The sequence below is a fragment of the Nioella sp. MMSF_3534 genome (assembly GCF_030732985.1).
Lineage (GTDB): Bacteria > Pseudomonadota > Alphaproteobacteria > Rhodobacterales > Rhodobacteraceae > Nioella.
This window is the reverse complement of record NZ_JASHJX010000024.1, coordinates 42,483-60,992: the sequence shown is the minus strand read 5'-3', so window position 1 is coordinate 60,992 and position 18,510 is coordinate 42,483. Positions and strand designations below refer to the sequence as shown.

Annotated in this window: 20 protein-coding genes; 6 read left to right on the top strand and 14 right to left on the bottom strand. The window is 63.6% G+C overall.

Features of this window, described 5'->3' with window-relative positions:
- Positions 1-156: 156 nt before the first annotated feature.
- The 3 genes from RBB16_RS11720 to speB all read right to left on the bottom strand — a co-directional run bounded on the left by RBB16_RS11720 (position 157) and on the right by speB (position 2,938).
- Complete coding sequence (locus tag RBB16_RS11720) at positions 157-1,128, bottom strand: M28 family metallopeptidase (RefSeq protein ID WP_306046348.1); 972 nt, start codon at positions 1,126-1,128, stop codon at positions 157-159.
- On the bottom strand, positions 1,125-1,916 hold the full coding sequence (locus tag RBB16_RS11715; RefSeq protein WP_306046347.1) for a crotonase/enoyl-CoA hydratase family protein: 792 nt from the start codon (positions 1,914-1,916) through the stop codon (positions 1,125-1,127). The genes RBB16_RS11720 and RBB16_RS11715 overlap by 4 nt, the downstream gene beginning before the upstream one ends.
- A 71-nt stretch (positions 1,917-1,987) precedes the next feature.
- Positions 1,988-2,938, bottom strand: coding sequence for an agmatinase (gene speB, locus RBB16_RS11710; protein WP_306046346.1), 951 nt, complete (start codon positions 2,936-2,938; stop codon positions 1,988-1,990).
- A gap of 167 nt (positions 2,939-3,105) precedes the next feature.
- Between speB and RBB16_RS11705 the strand changes: the two genes are divergently transcribed.
- Together RBB16_RS11705 and RBB16_RS11700 are read left to right on the top strand one after the other, a co-directional pair.
- Positions 3,106-4,011: an aminotransferase class IV gene (locus RBB16_RS11705; RefSeq protein ID WP_306046345.1), complete on the top strand. Its 906-nt coding sequence runs from the start codon at positions 3,106-3,108 to the stop codon at positions 4,009-4,011.
- 169 nt (positions 4,012-4,180) lie between these two features.
- On the top strand, positions 4,181-4,594 hold the full coding sequence (locus RBB16_RS11700; RefSeq protein WP_306046344.1) for an SET domain-containing protein: 414 nt from the start codon (positions 4,181-4,183) through the stop codon (positions 4,592-4,594).
- Positions 4,595-4,792: 198 nt separating this feature from the next.
- Here the strand turns inward: RBB16_RS11700 and polA are convergent, their stop codons facing one another.
- The 5 genes from polA to RBB16_RS11675 all read right to left on the bottom strand — a co-directional run bounded on the left by polA (position 4,793) and on the right by RBB16_RS11675 (position 10,661).
- Complete coding sequence (polA, locus tag RBB16_RS11695) at positions 4,793-7,591, bottom strand: DNA polymerase I (protein ID WP_306046343.1); 2,799 nt, start codon at positions 7,589-7,591, stop codon at positions 4,793-4,795.
- A gap of 64 nt (positions 7,592-7,655) precedes the next feature.
- Positions 7,656-8,300 carry a hemolysin III family protein gene (locus tag RBB16_RS11690; protein ID WP_306046342.1) on the bottom strand — a complete coding sequence of 215 codons (645 nt, stop codon included), beginning with the start codon at positions 8,298-8,300 and terminating at the stop codon, positions 7,656-7,658.
- 109 nt (positions 8,301-8,409) lie between these two features.
- Positions 8,410-8,595, bottom strand: coding sequence for a zinc-finger domain-containing protein (locus RBB16_RS11685; RefSeq protein WP_071688984.1), 186 nt, complete (start codon positions 8,593-8,595; stop codon positions 8,410-8,412).
- A 93-nt stretch (positions 8,596-8,688) separates the two neighbouring features.
- Positions 8,689-9,072: an HIT domain-containing protein gene (locus tag RBB16_RS11680; RefSeq protein ID WP_127556954.1), complete on the bottom strand. Its 384-nt coding sequence runs from the start codon at positions 9,070-9,072 to the stop codon at positions 8,689-8,691.
- Between the two features lie 11 nt (positions 9,073-9,083).
- Positions 9,084-10,661: a DUF5928 domain-containing protein gene (locus RBB16_RS11675; RefSeq protein WP_306046341.1), complete on the bottom strand. Its 1,578-nt coding sequence runs from the start codon at positions 10,659-10,661 to the stop codon at positions 9,084-9,086.
- Positions 10,662-10,795: 134 nt separating this feature from the next.
- Here RBB16_RS11675 and RBB16_RS11670 point away from each other — a divergent pair, with 134 nt between their 5' ends.
- From RBB16_RS11670 to RBB16_RS11660, 3 genes are all read left to right on the top strand, one after another.
- Positions 10,796-11,614: a sulfotransferase family protein gene (locus RBB16_RS11670; RefSeq protein WP_306046340.1), complete on the top strand. Its 819-nt coding sequence runs from the start codon at positions 10,796-10,798 to the stop codon at positions 11,612-11,614.
- Complete coding sequence (locus RBB16_RS11665) at positions 11,595-12,329, top strand: hypothetical protein (RefSeq protein ID WP_306046339.1); 735 nt, start codon at positions 11,595-11,597, stop codon at positions 12,327-12,329. The genes RBB16_RS11670 and RBB16_RS11665 overlap by 20 nt, the downstream gene beginning before the upstream one ends.
- A 67-nt stretch (positions 12,330-12,396) precedes the next feature.
- Positions 12,397-12,816: an OsmC family protein gene (locus RBB16_RS11660; RefSeq protein ID WP_306046338.1), complete on the top strand. Its 420-nt coding sequence runs from the start codon at positions 12,397-12,399 to the stop codon at positions 12,814-12,816.
- Positions 12,817-12,822: 6 nt separating this feature from the next.
- Here the strand turns inward: RBB16_RS11660 and RBB16_RS11655 are convergent, their stop codons facing one another.
- From RBB16_RS11655 to RBB16_RS11635, 5 genes are all read right to left on the bottom strand, one after another.
- On the bottom strand, positions 12,823-13,815 hold the full coding sequence (locus RBB16_RS11655) for an adenosine kinase (RefSeq protein WP_306046337.1): 993 nt from the start codon (positions 13,813-13,815) through the stop codon (positions 12,823-12,825).
- On the bottom strand, positions 13,812-14,456 hold the full coding sequence (nth, locus tag RBB16_RS11650; protein ID WP_306046336.1) for an endonuclease III: 645 nt from the start codon (positions 14,454-14,456) through the stop codon (positions 13,812-13,814). The genes RBB16_RS11655 and nth overlap by 4 nt, the downstream gene beginning before the upstream one ends.
- A 40-nt stretch (positions 14,457-14,496) precedes the next feature.
- On the bottom strand, positions 14,497-15,300 hold the full coding sequence (locus RBB16_RS11645) for a methyltransferase domain-containing protein (protein WP_306046335.1): 804 nt from the start codon (positions 15,298-15,300) through the stop codon (positions 14,497-14,499).
- Positions 15,301-15,388: 88 nt separating this feature from the next.
- Entirely contained in the window at positions 15,389-15,838 is a 450-nt protein-coding gene (locus RBB16_RS11640) for a hypothetical protein (protein WP_306046334.1), read from the bottom strand.
- Positions 15,839-15,870: 32 nt separating this feature from the next.
- Positions 15,871-16,674 carry a hypothetical protein gene (locus RBB16_RS11635; protein ID WP_306046333.1) on the bottom strand — a complete coding sequence of 268 codons (804 nt, stop codon included), beginning with the start codon at positions 16,672-16,674 and terminating at the stop codon, positions 15,871-15,873.
- A gap of 162 nt (positions 16,675-16,836) precedes the next feature.
- On the opposite strand from RBB16_RS11635, the gene RBB16_RS11630 reads away from it, so the two are divergent.
- Entirely contained in the window at positions 16,837-17,691 is an 855-nt protein-coding gene (locus RBB16_RS11630) for a bifunctional helix-turn-helix domain-containing protein/methylated-DNA--[protein]-cysteine S-methyltransferase (RefSeq protein ID WP_306046332.1), read from the top strand.
- Here the strand turns inward: RBB16_RS11630 and RBB16_RS11625 are convergent.
- Complete coding sequence (locus tag RBB16_RS11625; protein ID WP_306046331.1) at positions 17,688-18,470, bottom strand: methyltransferase domain-containing protein; 783 nt, start codon at positions 18,468-18,470, stop codon at positions 17,688-17,690. The two genes, RBB16_RS11630 and RBB16_RS11625, sit on opposite strands and share 4 nt — an antisense overlap.
- Between the last annotated feature and the right edge of the window lie 40 nt (positions 18,471-18,510).

The following is an 18,510-nucleotide window of genomic DNA, read 5'->3' as shown; positions in this document are numbered from 1 at the left end:
TGGCGGAACGTCAATACCGGGACTGTCGGCATGTACGACATGGATGGCGGGCCAAGCTGGCAGACCATCGGCCAGGCAGGGCTCGTCTGGGATGTCGAGGGACAGTTCGTGGATGAGTTCGTGTTCTGAGCGCGCTCGGGCTTCCGGATGAATCCGCTAGGTAAGCTCCGCCGCGGTTGCCATGATCGCCACCAATAGCCGCGTCGCCTGTTCCAGCCGGGCGAAGTCCATCAGGTCCGGCACGTCGCCGCTGGTGTGATAGGGCGGGCCGCTGGCCCCCCCGTCATATAGCCCGATACAAGGGACGCCCGCCGCCTCGAAGGGCATGTAGTCACTGTCCCAGATATCCGTCTGGACCGTCGCAAGGCTCGTATGCTGCCCTGCCAGGGCCACGGCCATCTGCCCGTATGCCCCCGCCGCCGCATTGTTGGCGGGGGTAGCGTTGCCCTGATCGTACTCGATGAACAGGGGCGCAGCGGGATTGGGCGGGCGATACCCCAGCATGTCGAGATTGACCATCAGTTCCACCGGCCAGCGCTGTTGCGTGGCCACGGCGGCGCAGCGGGCCGAGCCGATCAGCCCCTGTTCCTCGCCGGTGAAGCCAACGGCCACGATCTGGCGCGTGAATGCCTGCCCCGACAGGATGCGCAGCGCTTCCAGCATCGCGGCGATGCCCGATCCGTTGTCATTGGCCCCCGGTGCGCTGACAGCGGGGTTTTCTGACGTCGTATCCAGATGCGCGCCCACAAGGATCACCTCGCGCCCGTCCAGCGGATCGCCCCAGATCACGTTGTTGCGCACCATCCCGGCAGGCAGCGTCACGGGCTGGCGCGAGATTGCCCCGCCGGGCCCGGCCTCCGCGAAGGATGCCGCCATCCAGTCCTCGACCGCGCCGTATCCCGGCCCCTCGCTCCACCTTGTGCCGAAACCGGCCAGAGCGTCCACATCCGCGCGCAGCCGTGCCGGATCCACCTGCGCCACCAGCCCCGCAACGCGCGGGTTCATCTCCGGCACCCGAAACGCCACCTCCGGGCGCGGCACCTTGCCGGGCGCGGCCTGCGCCATTGCCATCCGGGGCATTAGGGTTGCGGCGAGGCCACCCATGATCAGCCTGCGTCTGTCGGTCATTTGTATTCGGGCTCCCGTCCCTGCATCCGTGCCATGACGGTTTCCACCTGATTGGGCGCGCCCATCAGCGCCGCCTGCAATTCCGCCTCCAGCCGCAGCCCCTCCGCCGTCCTGTTCGACCAGAGCGCATCCACAAGCGCCTTGCTGGCCCGCACCGCATCGGGCGAGCGCGCGGCCAGCTCCTCCGCGAACCCCATCGCTGCGGCATGGGGATCGTCCGCCACCCGCGTCACCAGCCCCTCGGCCAGCGCCTCTTCGCCGCTCATGACCTTGGCCGTCATGATCAGCGCCTTGGCCCGGTCGGCGGGCATCAGGCGCGGAAGACTCAGCGAAATCCCCATATCCGGGATCAGCCCCCATTTGCCCTCCATGATCGACAGTTTCGCCCCCGGGGCGGCAATGCGGAAATCGGCCGCGAGCGCCAGCTGTATCCCCGCCCCGAAACAGACCCCGTTAATCGCGGCAATCACTGGCACGGGCAGATCGGCCAGCGCCTTGGCGGGCTGCTGGAACCGGTTGGCGTCGCCCTCTGGCGCCAGCATCTCGGCCTTGATCGCATCAAGCTGCCCGGCGAAGCCCATCAGCACGGCGGTATCCATGCCGGCGCTGAAATCGCCGCCCGCGCCCGACAGAACCACCGCGCGCAGCCCCGGCTCCGCCGCCAGCGCACCGCAGGCCGCCACAAGCTCCTCCAGCAGCTCCATCGTCACGGCGTTCTTCTTCTCGGGCCGGTTCAGGCGCAGTCCCGCCACCGGGCCGGTGGCGTTCACGATCTCGATCAGGGCCATGGTCCCCTCCATTCACTTCCGCCCATGGGACGCCGCCCCGCGCCGCGGGTCAAGCCTGACCGCGCGTCGGTTCACCCCCGCGCGTGCAGAATGCGCCCGATCAGATTGAGCAGAAGCTGCGCCGCGAGGATCGCCGTGGTGTCGGTGTGGTCATAGGCCGGCGCGACCTCCACAAGGTCCACCCCCACGATCCGCTGCCGCTTCGCCAACGCCGCCAGCAGTTCCAGCACCTCGTAATAGAGGAACCCCCCGTGGCTCGGCGTGCCGGTACCGGGCGCGATCGAGGGGTCGAACCCGTCAATGTCGATGGTCAGGTAGATGTCCACATCCGCCGGGATCCGCGCCAGAACCGCCTCGGTCCCCAGCGCCCGCACCTGCCGGACCGACAGGATGTCTGACCCCATCCGGGCGGCATCCTCGTAGCCTTCCTTGGCGGTGGAGGACACGTTGCGAATGCCCAGTTGCGTCAGCCCCGTCACATGATCCTGCTCCGCCGCGCGGCGCATCGGGTTGCCGTGGCCATGGCGCACCCCGTGGCGTTCATCGACGAAATCCAAGTGAGCGTCGATCTGCACGATATGGATCGGACCCTGCCCGTCAAAGGCCCGCACGCAGGGGATATTGATCGAATGATCGCCCCCCAGAACCACCGGCAACGCGCCCTTGGCCAGGATCGCGCGCACGCCTGCTTCGATATTGGCGTGACTGCGTTCCGTATCCGTATGGACGATATCGGCATCGCCCATGTCCACGATCCGGGTGCCGGGGCCAAGATAGGTCACCCCGTCCTCGTGGTCATAGGCGCCCGCATGGCCGAAGGAAAACAGAGTCGAGGCCTCGCGGATCGCCCGCGGACCGAACCGCGCACCGGGCCGCCACTGGGTGCCGAAATCGAAGGGGGCACCAAGCACGGCCACATCGGCCTCCAGCTTGTCCCAGTCCGGCTGGTAGTCGTATTTCCCGAAGGTCGCGATGCCGGTGAAGGGCAGGTTGAGCCGCCCGCTCTCGTATCCGTGTGCCATGTGCCGTCCCCTTGAAACCGTCGGCCCAGCTAACCGCCCCGCGCGCGGGCTGACAAGGGCGGGCCAAAATCCTTGCAAGGATTTTCCAACGCTCTTGCAAGAGCGTTCCCCGCTTGACGTCACCGGCCCGCTCCTGTCCCCTGTCCCGACATGTGGAAAGGAACAGCATGACTCCCGATCTCAAGCATGGCGCCGCCTGGATGAAGGGCAGGATCATCCCCATCGCAGAGGCCAGCATCGGCGTCACCGACTGGGGCCTTACCCATTCCGACGTGGCCTATGACGTCGTGCCCGTCGTGCAGGGGGCCTTTTTCCGCCTCGACGCCTATCTTGACCGGTTCGAGTCCTCGATGCAGGCCTTGCGTATGGACCCCGGCCTGACCCGAGCCGAGATCGCAGAGGCGCTCCATGACATGGTCGCCGCCTCGGGCCTCACCGACGCCTACTGCGCCATGGTCACCGCCCGCGGCACGCCGATCATCCCCGGCAGCCGCGACCCCCGCGACTGCGCCAACCATTTCTATGCCTGGTGCGTGCCCTATATCCACGTCATCAAGCCCGAAACGCTGGACGAGGGCGCCAGCCTCTGGATCGCCGAACACACCCGCCGCATTCCACCCGACAGCGTCAACCCCCGCGCCAAGAACTACCACTGGGGCGACTTCACCCAAGGGCTCTTCGAGGCCAAGGACCATGGCTATGAAACCGTCGTCCTGCTCGACCACCAGGGCAACCTGACCGAGGGCCCCGGCTTCAACATCTTCCTCGTCGAAGGCAATACCGTCATCACCCCCGACACCGGCGTTCTGGAGGGCATCAGCCGCCGCACCGCGCTGGACATCTGCGCCGGGATGGGCCTTGAAACCCGCGTCGAACCCGTCCCCGTCAGCCGGCTTGACAGTGCCGACGAGGTCTTCCTGACCTCCTCGGGCGGCGGCATCCTGCCCATCACGAAAGCGGGCACCCGCATCTTCGGCAATGGCAAACCCGGCCCCGTCGCCACGAGAGCGCGCGAGACCTACTGGCACTGGACCGCGCGCCCCGAACACCGGACGGAGATCGCCTACCGCTGATCCCTTCGCCAAGCCGATCACATCTTTTGTTGCATGCGAAATCCCGTTTGACAGACTCAGGAAAAGGGCGCTGGCATCGGCCCCGCGCTGCCTGCCCGGCGCGGGACCCGTCCCCTTCCCAGCAACCACCGGACAAGGGCAGGCCGGACCCATAGACAGGATCACGCGCATGATGATGGTGCGCTGCTATCTCGGCCCCTCTTCCATCGAGGGAATCGGCGTTTTCACCGCGACCGACATTCGCAAAGGCGGGCTCGTCTGGCTCTATGACAGCCGCTTCGACGTGTCCTACGAGAAAGAGGAGCTGGCCCGCGTTCCCCGCCACTTCCGCGAGTTCCTCGAACGCTACACCTACGACCATCCGCGCGACCCGGACTTCATCGTGCTCGACTGCGACGAAGGCCGGTTCATGAACCACGCCGACCTGCCCAATGTGGACCTCACCAACCCCGACAAGGGCATCGCCACGCGCAACATCGCGGCGGGCGAGGAACTGACCTGCGACTATCGCAGTTTCACCCATGGCAAGGTGGAATTCCAACCCACGCGCCACCGGATCGGCCAGATCATGGGTACCGCCTGATCCTTTCATCTTGGCCAAAATACCTCGGGGTTTGGGGTGGAACCCCAAGCGGCCCGACGAGGCCTCCGGCGTCAGCCGGGGGTTGAGGAGGGCCGCCCCCGGGTCGACGCCGGCAGGCGGCGAAACCGGATCTGGTATGCACAGCCGGTGTACGGGGGGTGTACGGGGGGTGTACGCATGGCACCCCCCCTTTTCAGCTCAATGCGCCTCGGCCCAGTTCGCACCCTGACCCGCATCCACGACCAGCGGCACGGCGAGTTTCACGGCAGGCTCCGCCGCGCCTTCCATCACCTCGCGCGCCCGCGCGACCAGGGCATCGGCAGACCCTTCCTCGACCTCGAAGATCAGTTCGTCATGCACCTGCAGCAGCATTTTCGCGGGCAGCCCCTCGATCGCGCTTTCCATGCGGATCATCGCCCGCCGGATCACGTCCGCCGCCGTCCCCTGAATAGGCGCATTGATCGCCGCGCGATGCGCGAAACCGGCGCGCGGACCTTTCGCATTGATCTCGGGCGTGTGGATCTTGCGGCCGAAGAGCGTCTGTACATACCCCTTTGATTTCGCGAACTCTTTCGTCGCGTCCATGTAGTCCCGGATGCCGGGGAAGCGTTCGAAATAAGTGTTGATGAACTCCTGCGCCTCGCCCCTCGGGATGCGCAGGTTGCGTGCCAGCCCGAAGCCCGAGATTCCGTAGATCACCCCGAAATTGATCGCCTTGGCGCGGCGGCGGATCTCCGGCGTCATGTCCTCCATCGGCACGTTGAACATCTCGGACGCGGTCATCGCGTGGATGTCATCGCCGCGCTTGAACGCGGCCTTCAGCGCGTCGATCCCGGCAATATGGGCCAGAATGCGCAGCTCGATCTGGGAATAGTCCAATGACACCAGCACGTTACCCGGCTCCGCCACGAAAGCCTCCCGGATGCGGCGGCCTTCTTCCGTGCGCACCGGGATGTTCTGCAGGTTCGGGTCGGTCGAGGCGAGCCGCCCTGTGGACGCCCCCGACTGGATGTAGCTCGTATGCACCCGGCCCGTGTCGCGGTTGATATGGTCCTGCAGCGCATCCGTATAGGTCGATTTCAGCTTGGACAGCTGCCGCCAATCAAGCACCCGCGCGGGCAGGTCATGTTCGGTGGCGAGGTCTTCCAGCACATCCGCGCCAGTGGCATAGGCCCCGGTCTTGCCCTTCTTGCCGCCTTCCAGCCCCATCTCGTCAAACAGGATCTCGCCCAACTGCTTGGGCGAACCGACGTTGAAGCTGCGCCCCGCAAGCTCATGGATTTCCGCCTCCAGCCCCGCCATCTTCTGCGCGAAGGCGTTCGACATGCGGGACAACGTATCGCGGTCGACCTTGACGCCGTGGCGTTCCATCCGGGCCAGCACGGGGACCAGCGGGCGTTCCAGCGTTTCGTAGACGGTCGTCACCTTCTCGCGGTGCAGCTGCGGCTTGAAGCTCTGCCACAGGCGCAGCGTGATATCGGCATCTTCGGCGGCGTATTTCACTGCTTCGTCGATCTTCACCATGTCAAAGGTGATCGCCGATTTTCCGCTTCCCAACAAAGACTTGATCGGGATGGGCTCGTGCCCCAGATAGCGGTCCGACAAAGCGTCCATGCCGTGGCCATGCAGCCCCGCATGCATCGCGTAGGACATCAGCATCGTGTCGTCGATCGGGCCGACCTCGATCCCGTAATTCGCGAAGATCTTGGCGTCGTATTTCATGTTCTGCCCGATCTTGAGAACGCTCGGATCCTCCAGCATCGGCTTCAAGAGCGCCAGCGCCTCCTCCAGCCCCATCTGACCTTCGGCGAGCGCGGAGCTGCCGAAAAGGTCGCCCTCGCCTTCCTTGTGCTGAAGCGGCACGTAACAGGCCTGCCCCGGCTCGACGGACAGGCAGACGCCAACGAGGTCAGCGGTCATCTCATCCAGGCTGGTGGTTTCCGTATCCACGGCGACGTAGCCGCGCGCATGGGCCTTGGCGATCCAGGCGGCGAGCGTTGTGGCATCGCGCACGCATTCATAGGCGTCAGAGTCAAACGGCACGGCCTCGGGTGCAGGCGTATCAGCAGACGCAGCCACGGCGGCGGGTTCGGGGATATCGGGGGCCTCCATGCCCAATTGCGTGGCGATCCGTTTGGTGAGCGTGCGGAATTCCATCTGGGCGAGGAATTCCAGCAGAACCTCCGGTTCCGGGTCGCGCAGTTCCAGATCCTCCAGCGTCACCGACATCGGCACCCGGTCATCCAGTGTCACAAGCTGTTTCGACAGGCGGATCTGGTCTGCGAAGTCGATAAGCGTCTGCCGCCGCTTGGGCTGCTTGATCTCTTCTGCGCGGTCCAGCAGCGTTTCGAGATCGCCATATTCATTGATCAGAAGCGCGGCGGTCTTGATGCCGATCCCCGGCGCGCCCGGCACGTTGTCGACGCTGTCACCGGCCAGCGCCTGCACGTCAACCACCCGGTCGGGACCAACGCCGAACTTGGCCTCGACGCCCTCGCTATCGATGCGGCCATTCTTCATCGCGTCGAGCATTTCCACGCCGCCACCCACAAGCTGCATCAGATCCTTGTCCGACGAGATGATCGTGCAGCGCCCGCCGGCCTCACGCGCCTGCCGGGCCAGCGTCGCGATGATGTCGTCGGCCTCGTAATTCTCCTGCTCTATGCAGGCGATGTTGAAGGCGCGCGTGGCCTCGCGCGTCAGCGGGAACTGCGGCACCAGATCCTCGGGTGCGGGCGGGCGGTTGGCCTTGTATTGGTCGTACAGATCGTTGCGGAAGGTCTTGCCGGAATGGTCGAAGATCACCGCCACATGGGTGGGCGCATCGGGGCCCTTGTTGTCCTCGATCTGCTTGAACAGCATGTTGCAAAAGCCCGAGACCGCCCCAATGGGCAGCCCGTCGGATTTGCGCGTCAGCGGCGGCAGCGCGTGATAGGCGCGGAAGATGAAGGCCGAGCCGTCGACCAGATGCAGATGATGCCCTTTTCCGAATGCCATGTGCCGCCCCTGTTCGCGTTGGTCAGGCCCCCTGTGTAGCGCGGGGGTCGGGCTTTGGCGAGGGTCAGGCGACCTGTGCGGCGTGGATAAAGATGGCCACGAAGAAGACCGTCGAGGCCGCCACCACGAAGCCGTGCCAGATGGTGTTGTGAAAGCGCATCCGCGACAGCAGAAGAAAGGCCGTGCCCGCCGAATAAAGCAGCCCGCCCACCACCATCAGCACCACGACCGGGGTGGACAACAGCGCCAGCAGGTCGCGCCCGCCGATCACCACCGCCCATCCCATACCGAGGCAGATGAGGACGCCGATCACCGTGGACCATTTGCGGACAAGGAAATTGCCGACAGTCGCCACAAGCGCCACCGTCCAAATCACCGCCAGAATGCCCGTCCCGGTGCCCGACAGAAGAGCGAAGGGCGTGTAGGTTCCGGCGATTTTCAGGTAGATCGCGGCGTGATCGAAGCGTCGCAGCCAGTCGCGCCAATCGGGTTTCGGCAGGTGATTGTAGAGCAGCGAGGCGGTCAGCATCGCAATCAGCGTGGTGCCATAGATCGACACGCCGACGATCCCCGGTGCACCCGTCTGCCACATAGCGGTCAGCGTGATCAGCACCGGCACCGCGCCGATGGCGAGGATCAGCGCCGCCAGGTGGACAATGGCATCGCTCAGCAGTTCCGCCCGGGTATAGATCCGGGACGCATGGGGCATCGGTACGGGATCAGGGTGTATCGCCATGACCCTAAGATATCACCGCTCCTCCCCCCGACAAAGCGGGGCAGGCGGATGACCTTGGGGCAATCGGGCGGATCGGCGGGGATCAGCCGTTCTGTTTATCCGCGACCGAGGCGTGGATGAACTTCTTGTCGCAATAGCCGCATTCGACCTCGCCGGTGTCACGGTCCAGCGACAGCCACACGCGCGGGTGACCCAAAGCGCCTTCGCCGCCGTCGCAGGCCACGCGCCAGCTGGTCACAACTTCTGTTTCGGGGGCGTCAATGGTCATGGCTGGCGATCCTTCGCAACAAACGGGGGCTTGCAACGTTTCGACATATGGCAAATCGGCCCGCCCCCGGCAAGGCCGATCACAGTCCCCGCGTCAGTCCGCCTTTTTCACCATCCGGCCAAGGGGGCGACCGCTGAGGATGTGCATGTGATAATGCGGCACCTCCTGCACGCCGGTCTCACCCGCGTTGGAGATCAGGCGATAGCCCTCGCCGCCCTCACCCGGCTGGATGCCAAGCCCCGCGCAGATGGCACCGACAACGCGGGTGAAATCAGCAATCTCGGCGTCGCTGGCCTCTGCCGCGAAATGATCGTGGGTCACATACGGCCCCTTGGGAATGACCAGCACATGATGCGGGGCCTGCGGGGCGATGTCGTTGAAGGCGAGCGTATGCTCGGTTTCCATCACGGTGCTGTTGGGGATCTCGCCGCGCAGGATTTTGGCGAAGATGTTCTGATCGTCATAGGCGTAGGCCATGCGGATATTCCTCAGTCGTCAAACAGATAGGGGGTATTGGCGATTTCTCGGGCGGCGTCCATGTCTAGGTTGAAGAACTCCGCCAGAACGGCGGCGTTGTCCTCGGGGCTGCGATCCTGATGGATGCGGAAATGGTTGCCGAAACCGGCTTCGCGGATACGAACGCCTTCATAGTCGAATTCATGGCGCAGCGTGGGCAGCAGATGTTCCACCACCTCTGGCGGGGTTTCCTCACGCGCCAAGCCGACGCGATGCGCGTGGCCGATCAGGTAGTCATCATCGAAGGTGCACTGGATTTCGAGAATCCGGTTGTTCGACTTGTCCGACATGAAATCGCGCATCAGGTCGACATTGTTGGGGTCAAGGCAGATCATCAGCCGGTCCACCCCGTAATAGTCGAAGAGCAGCTTCATGACGGCGCGGCGGTGACGGTTGCGTTTGTCCAGCGTGCGTTCCAGCCCGCCCAGATGCGGGATCTCGCAGCTGGCTTCGTCGAACATGTATTCCAGCCCGCGGGTGCGGGTAACCCGTTTCGCAGCGGTCAGAAGACGCTTGGCGACATGCCATTTCTTGCAGACCAGCATCAGCAATTCGCGATCCTGCCCAAGCGTGCTTTCGCTTTCCCAAAAGCGCGGCGCGAAGCGGCGGCCAATGCGGCCCCGGCCCGACAGGAATTCAAAGAGCTTCTTGCCCTCGTCCGAGATCGCGAAGTCGCGCCGGTCCGAGGCCCATAGCTCGCCAAGCCGTTCTTTCAGTTCGGTCGACTCGGGGCTGATCTTGCGGGCGAACAGGAAATCCTGGCTCAGCAGCAGGTCGAAATGGTCGTTGTAGAAGGTGACCGGCATCCCGTAATCGGTGAACATCAGGAAGGTCAGCGTGCGCGTCTCGATCTCCCGCACCGCGACCACATGGTTCACGAGGGTCTGGAAAAAGGTCTCATCCGGGATCCATGTGGTGCGAAAGAAGCGGATCACATCGGGGCGGTCCTTGCAGAATTGCAGGATCTTTTCGATCGTTGACCGCCGCAGGCACCACCACTGGCTGCCGATCATGATCTGCACGTCGTCGGGGATCGCGCGCTCCAGGCGCAGCCGCTTCTGCATATCCATCAGCCAGTAGAACAGGCGCTTGTGCTTCCGTTCATTGACGAGGTGGCGATAGACCAGCCGTTCGCCCCGCATGCCGGTCTTGATCCAGCCCGAGGTGAAGAAATCGAAGCTCTCGATATAGTCCTTGTCATGCTGGTCGAGGAAATCATGGGCATAGGCCGCAGATTTGATCGAGTTGCAGTCCCCCGACAGCATGTAGAAATGTGTGGCGTCCGGAAAGGCCTCCACCGCCGCCTGCACCGCGTTCAGCGTCGCCTGAACCAGCGACCACTCCCCCCAACCGCATTTGACCCGGCGTTTGGCGAAGGTGACGGATGGGTTCTGGTCCAGCGCCTCCCGGATGCGGGCATAGCTGTCGGCCCCGGCGCGGGCGTCGAAATGGATGGAAATGCAGTCCCCCGCCGCCGTCAGACGACGCGCCTGCAGGATGATCGCCTCAGGGTCTTTGTGACACAACAGAATGAAGGCAATTTTTGCCATTTGCGAAACAGACGCCTCAAACTTTCCTTATTGTTGTGCCATTACTAGTTGATAGCAGGTAAAGACAGCCTAGAGTTTCATAAAAGCCCGATCAATCCGTGGTTCGGGCAAAAAACCGTCGGAGGAAAGGCAGTATGGGTTTCCCTGGGACCTGGATGACAGAGAGCGAAAGCGTCGTCTATCGGGTGGTTCCGAAATGTGCCTGCTCAACCATCGGGCAGATCATGTATTATTCGGACAACGGTCGGTTTTTTGATGGCGATATTCACGATGCCAAGGATGGCATGCACAAATGGGCCTTCGACGCGTCACAGCCGCTGATCGAGGCCAATGTGCGTGGACATGGCTCCTATGCCTTCACCTGCGTGCGCAACCCCTACACCCGCATCCTCAGCAGCTTTTTCGACAAGATCTGCGGCATTCAGAGGAACGGCAAACGCTATCGCGGCAACCTCGTGCCGCTTCTGATCCAGAAATACGGAATCGAAGTGGGTGGCGATGACGGCAAGCAGGATTTTGACCAGATCGCCAGCTTCCGCCGCTTCCTGCTGTTTGCCCGCGACACCATCCGCTGGCGCCGCCCGATGGACCCGGACATTCACTGGTCGGCCATGTCGGGCCATATCTCGACCTTCATCGTGAACGGCGGGCGCTACGACAAGATCTTCTGGACCGAAAGCTTCAACGACGGGATGCAACAGGTGCTGGACAATATCGAGACGAAGCATTCGCTCGACCTGGCCACGATCCCGCGCTTCAACGAATCCGAGGGTCACGGCCCAAAGCGCGCGCATCCGGTCGAAGACTATTTCGACGACCTGTCGATGCATCTAGTCTACGAAATCTACAAGAAGGACTTCCAGCTCTTCAAATACGATTTCGAGAACCCTGGGAACAAGATGCCGGTAGGTGAGATCGACCTGGACGAGGTTCATGCAAAACTGGGCGACTAGGGCGCTGCTTGCGGTGCTTTTGGTCGGGGCGCTGCCGGTCATGGCAACGCCGCCCCGCACGATCGAGATCCGAGACCGCCTGTTCGCACGCAATGCCGATACGCTGTTTCTGATCCGCGAAACGCGGGACAATCACGGCCTGCACGGGGTGACGCAGACCGATACGCTGCTGGTCTTCCGCAACCTTGCAGGCGGGGACGACCGGGGGTTTCAGGGCGTGGCCCGGGTAGTCGATCTGGGGCCGGACGCCGAACAGCGGGCAGAGGTGTTGCCCCTGTCCTCACGGATCAATCCCTATGACCTGTTCGCCGATTTCGACGCCTGGCCGCTGAATGCCCCGCGCTATGGCGATCCCTCTGCCGTGTCGCTGTCCGGCGACGGGCTGGCGCTGGACGGGTTCGGGTTTTCAGGCCCGGCACGCTATGCCCTGTCGCTGGAAGAGTTGAACCAGCGCATGCGGGACACGCTGATAGCAAGCCTTCAGGTACTGCCGCCCCATACGGTCGGCGGGGGCAGCATTGGTCCGCACCCGTTCGACCCCGTCGCCATCGACATCGACATCGACATCGACATCGACATTTTGCGCGACTGTGTGGTCAGCAACAACATGGTGCCGCGTCATGCCGACAGCGACCCCGCCCTTGTGCAGCTGACTTGTGAAATCGAGGACGGGCTTGGGGGCGTGCAACTTTGGCTCGTCGTACCGCAAGTCTAGCCCCATCTGCTTGGCCCCCGCGCAAGGCTGCGCTAAGACGCGGCAAAACCCCTAGCGGAGCATCCCCATGAAAGCGCGCGTCAAATGGGCCGAGAACCGGACCTTCATCGGCAAATCCGGCACCGGCCACAATTTCGTCTTCGGCACCAAGGAAGAGGACGGCACCACCCCCGGCCCCAGCCCGATGGAGCTGGTGCTGATCGGGACGGGGGGCTGTTCGGCCTATGACGTGGTCTCGATCCTCGAAAAGGGGCGCGAACCCATTGAGGATGTGGTTGTCGAACTGGATGCCGACCGCGCCGAAGGCACCCCCGCCGTCTTCACCCGCATCCACATGCATTTCATCGTGACGGGCCGGGGCGTGAACCCGGTGAAGGTCGAGCGTGCCATTCAGCTGTCGGTGGAGAAATACTGCTCGGCCTCGGCCATGATGGCCAAGACCGCAGAGGTTACCCATGATTTCGAGGTGGTGGACAGCGCCGCCTGAGCGGGCTCAGATCAGCCCCTGTTCCGCGAACACGACTTTCAGCGGGCGCTTGGGACGGGGGCCGATATGGCCGATCACCTCGGCGGCGGCGGCAACGCCCATCTGACCGCAGGTCTTCAGATCCTGACCGGTGGCCAGCCCATAGATGAACCCGGCGGCGAACTGATCGCCCGCGCCGGTAGCATCGACCGGGGTGACTTCCGTGACCGGAACGTGGATTTCCTGATCGTCCGAGCGGATCACGACGGGGTGGCCCGACCGGGTGCACACCACCAGCGGGCAGACCATCGCGGCCTCTTGCAAGGCGGTGGCAAGGTCCTTGGTTTCGTAAAGCGACAGCCACTCTTCCTCGTTCCCGAACACGAAATCCATCTCGTCCTCGATCAGCTGGCGGAAGCTTTCCCGGTGCCGGTCCACGCAGAACGGGTCCGACAGGGTCAGCCCGGCCTGCCCCCCCGCGTGACGGCAGGCGGCGGCAGCGGCGCGGAAGGCGGTCTTGCCCTTGTCCTTGTCGAAGAGATATCCCTCGAGGAACAGGTAACGGGTGTTTTCCATCACCTCCGGGTCCACGTCGTCGGACGAAAACTCCGCCCCCGCGCCCAGATAGGTGTTCATCGACCGCTCACCATCGGGGCTGACGAAGATCATCGAGCGAGAGGTGGGCAGCGGGTCGTCATCCGTGGGCGGGTTCGGGAAGGCGGTGCCTTCCTCGACCATCTGTTCGGCATAGAACTGGCCAAGCGGGTCGTTCTTGACCCGGCCCACGAAGGCCGTTTCCAGCCCAAGCGTGCCGATCCCCGCCAGCGTATTGCCGACCGACCCGCCGGGGGCCTGAACCCGGTCACGCATCGCGGAATAGAGCAGTTCCGCCCGTTCCCGTTCGATCAGCTGCATGATGCCCTTGGTGATGCCCATATTGGCCAGAAAATCGTCGTTGCCGTGGGAAATCACGTCGACAATCGCGTTGCCGATGCCGACCACGTCGTAGGTTTTGCTCATTCGGTTTTGTCCTCGTAGGCGCAAAGGTCATTGATCAGGCAGGTCGCGCAGCCGGGTTTGCGCGCCTTGCATTTATAACGGCCGTGCAGGATCAGCCAGTGATGGGCGTGCTGCTGGAATTCCACCGGGATATTGTCCTCGATGGCGCGTTCCACAGCGTCCACATCCTTGCCGGGGCAGATGCCCGACCGGTTGCCGACACGGAAAATATGGGTGTCTACGGCCTGCGCCGGATATCGCCACCACATGTTCAGCACCACATTGGCGGTCTTGCGCCCCACGCCGGGCAGGCTGACCAAAGCCGCGCGCGAGGACGGGACGACACCGCCATATTCCTCCACCAGGATGCGGCTCAGCTTCATCACGTTCCTGGCCTTGTTGCGGAAAAGGCCGATGGTCTTGATATGCTCGATCAGCCCCTCTTCGCCCAGATCCAGCATCTTCTGGGGCGTATCCGCGATCTCGAACAGCTTTGCTGTGGCCTTGTTCACCCCCACATCCGTCGCCTGCGCCGACAGCGCAACCGCCACCACCAGCGTATAGGCGTTGGTGTGGTTGAGCTCCCCGTCCGGTTCCGGCTCGGCGGCCTGAAACCGGGTGAAGATCTCGTGGATCGTGTGATAGGGCAGTTGCTTGGCCATGAACGCTTAATGCCCGCCATGATCAGAAGGGTAAAGCCCTTCAAAGACGCCTTGCCGCAAACAGATGGGCTTTCTGAGGAACCGCATATCCCTCATCGCTCAGGTATGGGGACAGGCGGTGTTCAATATCAGCAAAGACGATATCGGCCCGTTTCTCGCCCATGGCAGTAATATCCTTGCCCGCTGGCAGCGACATGACCTGATCCTTGGGATTGTCGAACCGACGATGAAGTTCGACCGAGTCCCGCCGTTCCACTACGAAACCCGCCTCTTCCAGCAGGGCCGCAATCATATCCCCGTCGCGAAACGAAAAAGGGGCCCGCGCCTTCCCTGCGGCATCTGCCGCGCCGGCGGCCTCCAGCGCGTCTGCGATTGAACCGTTGAAGGGCGATATCTCGGCCCAACAGGTGATGTAGAGCAGCCCGCCCGGCTTCAAAACGCGTGCGATTTCGGCAAGGGCCGCAGGCTTGTCTGGGAAGAATTGCAGCCCCTGTTGAACGAACGCGATATCAAAGGACTGCGAATCGCAGGGCATATCCACCACATCCGCCGCAAACCAGGTAAACTCATGATGGGCACCGGATGGTTCAGACTGCTTTGCCACCTGGACCATGGCCTCGCTGATATCCGTCCCGACGATACGCCCCGCGCCCGGCAAGTGCTCGGCGATGATACGTGCTGCCACACCCGTCCCACAGGCAATGTCGATCACATGCGCCCCATCAGGCAAGTCTATCCTTGCCATCGTCGCGCGTGCGAGCGGTTCGAACATCGCCGGAACGGCCTTGTTCTGATAGTCGGCGGCAGCCGCAGGGGTGATGTCGAAATTTTTGTTCTGAGCCAAAATGCACATTCCCTATCGTCCGGGCCTCGACGGCAATCCTTGCATGGCATGCTCACCATGGCCAGCTCGGAGAATTGGTCCATCACCCTCAGAACTCAGGGCACTGGAACTCCGGCGGCGGCATATCGGGCAGGTCGCAGCCGCAATGGCCCGCGGGCAGGGTGATCCGGTCCACGTCGATCCCGAGCGCGCGGATCTCGCGGGCGAGGTCGCGCAGCGTGACCGCCTGTTCGGAATACAATGCGTCGATCATCCGGTCATAGGCATCGTAGTACGGGCCTTCCCAGCTATAGGGTTCGTCAATGGCGATCCCCTGTCGGCTGGTGCATTCGACAAGGACAGATCTGGCCTCGGTCTGCCCGTCAACGACGCGTTGCTCGGTAAAATGGACGGCCCCGGCATTGTATCCGTTGAGAAAGGCGATACCGCCGTCGTCCAGAGAACAGTCCGGCAAGGGGATCACGCAGGCAGAGGCCGGTATGGCAGAGCACGCCAGAAGAATCTGGGCACAAAAGGCGGCCACGCGGGGCTGGGTCATGATTGGGTTCCTCCTGCTGAAATACCACATTTTCACTTCGTGACACTGCCCGCCGCGAAGACCTCGGGGGCAATGGAAATGATGATGGTCCTGTCCGTGGCCTCAAGCCCAAGCTTGGTACAGAGTCTTTCGGACAGGGCATTCCCTTCCCTTATCCCGGTAAAGAAGCCGGTCATCCCGTGCCCGTCCACCATTCTCAGCATCGATTCCGCCCCGAGCACCAGCGCAAGCCCCTGACCGCGACAACGATCATCCGTCGCCAGCATCCCCCACCAGAACTCTTTGCCCCTGGGGCTATCCGGGTGGAACTGCGCCACGGCAGCGGATGTGGCCACCACCTCGCCATCATCCGTCTGCGCATAGACGCAAACAGCCGGGCGGGCGATCCCACGCATGAATTGCCCCATGGGAAGCAGCACCTCGCAGGAGGCGGTAACCCGGTCCAGTTGCTGCATGACCTCGGCAGGGGTATCAGCATCGACCTGCCCGATGGACAGGCCCGCAGGCAGGGACCGGCTGGCCAGCACCTCGCGCGCGGCCCGCACCGCCTCGTCCCCGCCTGCCCAACTGACATATTCGTCGAGCGAGAGCCCCGCAGCCTGCAGCGCGTCGCGGCGCGCGGCAACGTCTTGCTCTGACACACCTTCGCAGGACGAAACGCCTTGGAGACGCGCCAGCGAGATCTGTTGTGCAAGAGAGTCCGGTGACGGATCGGTCACGCCGACGGCCCGGCCATGGCAGCAATAGGCGGGATCATCACCAAGCAGCGCCCACATCGCGGCAGCACGCCGTTGAAGCCCCTGTTGAGCGGGCGAACCGAAAAATTCGTCGAGCATATCTGCGTCCTGGAAATGTGAAACTGAGCGATGCTAGCAAGTCCCATCCCCTCTGTCGCGCATCAAAGCAGGAGAGGCCGGGGCAGGCGCAGAAAGATGCGCAAGAAACGGGTCGCGGGGATGTAAGGGGCGCAGTACATCTGGGGACAGGAGATGACCCAGATGACCCCACCCGACGACAGTGCCTACCATTTCAACGTTATCCGCCGCGCGCTCGACGTGATCGACGCGGCCCCGGCGCCCGGCCCCTCGCTGGAGGAGCTGGCCAAGGGCCTCGGGATGAGCCCCGCCCATCTGCAACGGGTGTTTTCGAGGTGGGTCGGCGTCAGCCCCAAGCGCTATCAGCAATACCTGACGCTCGATCACGCAAGGCATCTGCTGCGCGACCGGTTCACCACGCTCGCCACGGCGGACGAGGTTGGGCTGTCCGGGTCTGGCCGGTTGCATGACCTTTTCGTGACATGGGAGGCGATGAGCCCCGGTGACTATGCGCGTGGCGGCGAGGGGCTGGAGATCCACTGGGGCTGGTACGAAAGCCCCTTCGGCCCGGCCCTGATCATGGGCACCGACAAGGGCATCTGCGGCATCGCCTTCGCTGCCGAAACAGGGGCGGAGGCCGCCATGGAGGACATGCTGTCCCGCTGGCCAAACGCCCGGTTCACCGAGGACCCTATGGCGCTGAAACCCTGGGCCGATGCGGCCTTTGGCGCGGCGGGGGGCGAGGCGCGGCTCTACCTCATCGGCGCGCCCTTCCAGATCAAGGTGTGGGAGGCTCTGCTGCGTATCCCCTCGGGCCATGTCACCACCTATTCCGAGATCGCGGGCGCCGTGGGCAACCCCAAGGCCGTGCGCGCCGTGGGCACCGCCGTGGGGCGCAACCCGATCAGCTGGCTGATCCCCTGCCATCGCGCGCTGCGCAAATCGGGCGGACTTGGCGGCTATCACTGGGGCCTGCCGGTGAAACGCGCCATGCTGGCCTGGGAAGCGGCGGAAGAGGACGCCCGCGAAAGCGCCTAGGCGTCGGGCTTGCGCGCAGCGATCGAGAAATAGGTCATTGCAAAGAAGAACCGCCCCTCGGCGGCCAGCCTTCGCTGCTCCTCGGCCCAGGCTTTGGCCATGTCTTCGGCGCCGGGCTCTGTCTGGATCGCATAATTCGTCATCAGGATGATCATCATGTTCGCCAGCCCGTCCGGGCGCAGGGTGGTATCCGCAAAGGTGATGGGCCGCACCGTGTCCACATTGTATCCCACATCGGCCAGGATGGCGGGCAGCCGCGACGGAACGATCCGATCCGCCAGATGACGATCCCAGATCTCCTGCATCCGTGCCATGCGTTCGGGCTGGTCGCTGTACCACGCCAGCATATCCCAATGCGCATCGCCAACCACCAGCCGCCCGCCGGGGCGCAGCACGCGAAGCAGCTCGGCAGATACGCCGGGCAGATCGCTGAGATATTCGAAGACCTGAACCGACACGGCCTTGTCAAAGCTTGCGTCCGCAAACGGCAGGCTTTCCGCTGCGCCATCCCGGAAGGTGACGTTCTGGTGATCGGAACAGCGGCTGAGCGCAAGGGCGCGCATGTCTTCGCTCGGGTCCAGACCTGTCACATGCCCCTCTGGACCGACGGCCCGCGCCAGTTCCTGCGTCAGCAGCCCATTTCCACAACCCAGATCGAGCACGTGATCCCCGCCAATCGGCGCGAGATCGTCGAAGATGGCCCTTCGCCGTTTGGTGACGTCAGCCCCCTGATAGGCGGTTTCGAGCACCTTGGCTGTCTCCGTGTCGAAGTTGAGCATATGGCATCCTCCCGGGCACAACCATAGCGCGAACTGCTCA